Source organism: Segatella salivae DSM 15606, from assembly GCF_000185845.1.
Taxonomy (GTDB): domain Bacteria; phylum Bacteroidota; class Bacteroidia; order Bacteroidales; family Bacteroidaceae; genus Prevotella; species Prevotella salivae.
On the sequence record NZ_GL629659.1, the window covers coordinates 1 to 1,972 of the forward strand.

General features: G+C 42.0%; 2 protein-coding genes and 1 pseudogene. 1 reads left to right on the forward strand and 2 read right to left on the reverse strand.

The genetic code is table 11. The features are described 5' to 3' along the window. Window positions 1-34: 34 nt before the first annotated feature. Entirely contained in the window at window positions 35-133 is a 99-nt protein-coding gene (locus tag HMPREF9420_RS14920) for an integrase core domain-containing protein (protein ID WP_327246426.1), read from the forward strand. A 268-nt stretch (window positions 134-401) separates the two neighbouring features. Here HMPREF9420_RS14920 and HMPREF9420_RS12675 read toward each other — a convergent pair whose 3' ends face one another. Continuing rightward, entirely contained in the window at window positions 402-827 is a 426-nt protein-coding gene (locus HMPREF9420_RS12675; protein ID WP_007136140.1) for a hypothetical protein, read from the reverse strand. 107 nt (window positions 828-934) lie between these two features. Further along, a pseudogene (locus HMPREF9420_RS12680) lies at window positions 935-1,972 on the reverse strand (tyrosine-type recombinase/integrase); the annotation flags it as partial.

Below are 1,972 nucleotides of genomic sequence, written 5' to 3' on the forward strand. Positions count from 1 at the left end.
GATTAAGCTAAATCATTATTTTTGTCCCTCTGAATTGGAAAATGCTATTGATGGGTGGGTGAAATATTATAATGAGAGAAGGTTTCATGAATCGTTAGATAATCTTACACCCAAAGACGTATATTTAGGGTAAGGGGAGAAAATCAAAAAGATAAGAGAAATAATAAAGCAAAATTCAATCAACAAAAGAATTTTTAATAATATAACAATGAAATATAAGAGTAAATAACTACATTTGCAGTTGTGCACTTTTGTTTGACAACGTATAGTACGTAGTCGTGTCGTAGTAATATGCACAAGTAACCATCAGCTACAACGTATTCCTTTCTCTTTCACCGTATTATCTTGTGTTGTAGTGATGTAGTAAGACAACAGTGAAAGAAAAAGGATTGATACATTATTCAGTTATTGACATCCTTGCCATATATGATGATTGGGGTAAGTGCGTTCCTTGGACGCATCAACTCACTGCACACATGCCTTCTGAATAGGTGGGCTTCTACGCAGTCAAGTTGAAAGGAAAGGGCGATGATTGTCGGTAGTGGGTAAAGCGGTGCGTAGCCCCTTACCTTCTTATCTGTGACAATCTTCCTTTCACCTGCATCCCTTTCATCTGGAGACAAGACGGAATCTTCGGTTATCGCCCGAAGTCTGCCATTGACTTTTCTCCATGTAACTCCGAAGAACCTTGCAAGCTCGCCCTCGGTCATGGCTACTTCGCCTTTTCCCCTGCGGATAACCTGCATACCATTTCCCCACTCGAAGTAGCTGCGCCCCGTGTTCAGACGGATTGCAGTCTTGGTCTTTATTCCATCTTCCGTATTCATGCCGTTTTCTCCATGCTTTTGTTTCTGCTTGTGTTGGCAATAGCCATTGTCCCTATGGTAATAGTTTCCTTTACCGTTACCTTATCATCCTCTTTGTTCTTTTCCTAGTGTTTGGCGATGAGTCTGTCCATATCCTCCGAGATCTTGCAGTCCGTTACCTGCGCATAAATCTGCGTACTTGCAATTGATGCGTGTCCCATCATCTTGGCGATGCTCTCAATGGGAATACCTGCACTTAGACACATCGTTCCGAAGGTATGTCTTCCCATATGATAGGACAGACGTTGTTTGATACCACAAGCCTTGCCTACAATGCTTAACTTCGCTGCTAACACACTTCTACTGCAACAAGGTTGAAAGATAAGACGGTTATCCATATCCGTATTATTGCCTTCTTCTTTCACCGCTTGTAGCTGCCTTTGTTGCGCGATAATCGTCTTGGCAATGGGGTGTAACGGCACAATGGACTCCACCTTGGTCTTCTGACGCTCCTTTCTTATATACATCTGCCCGTCCGCTGCGCTCTTGATATGTCCAGATGTCAAGTGTTCCATATCTGCAATAGCTAAACCTGTGAAACAGGAGAAGATGAACATCCGCCTTGCAAGTTCGGCATCGCTATCACACATCTTCATTGCCATTAGGTTTGCTACATAACTCTTGCTAAGAAAACGAATTGTCTTTTCCACCTTTTCATATTCTGCATGCTCAAATGGATTATAACGAATGATGCGCTGGCTTACCGCACGGAACATCAAACGGCTCAGCCAACAAAGATAATTGTTGATAGAAGAACCTTTCAACCCTTTCTTTTTAAGAAAGAAGCGGTATTCTTCAAACAGTTCCTCCGTTATACTTCGGATTTCTATATCCGTACTACCTAAGTCCTTTATAAACTCGCACAGCATCCTGTTAGCATAGCAAAGGTTAGTGTATGTACCTTCTGCCTTTGATTTTCCCACACCTTCCTTTACCGATTGTAGTTCTGCATTGCTAAGCTCCAACAAAGTGGTGGGAGAAGTTGCAATGCCCTGCAATCTGTTTTTAAGCAGTTCAGCACTTATCACTCCGTCTTTTAAAAGCAGTTCCTGATAGGTCTTTTCTACAAGTTCTCTGAATGATTGCAGGCGAAGGTTTGTTTTCTT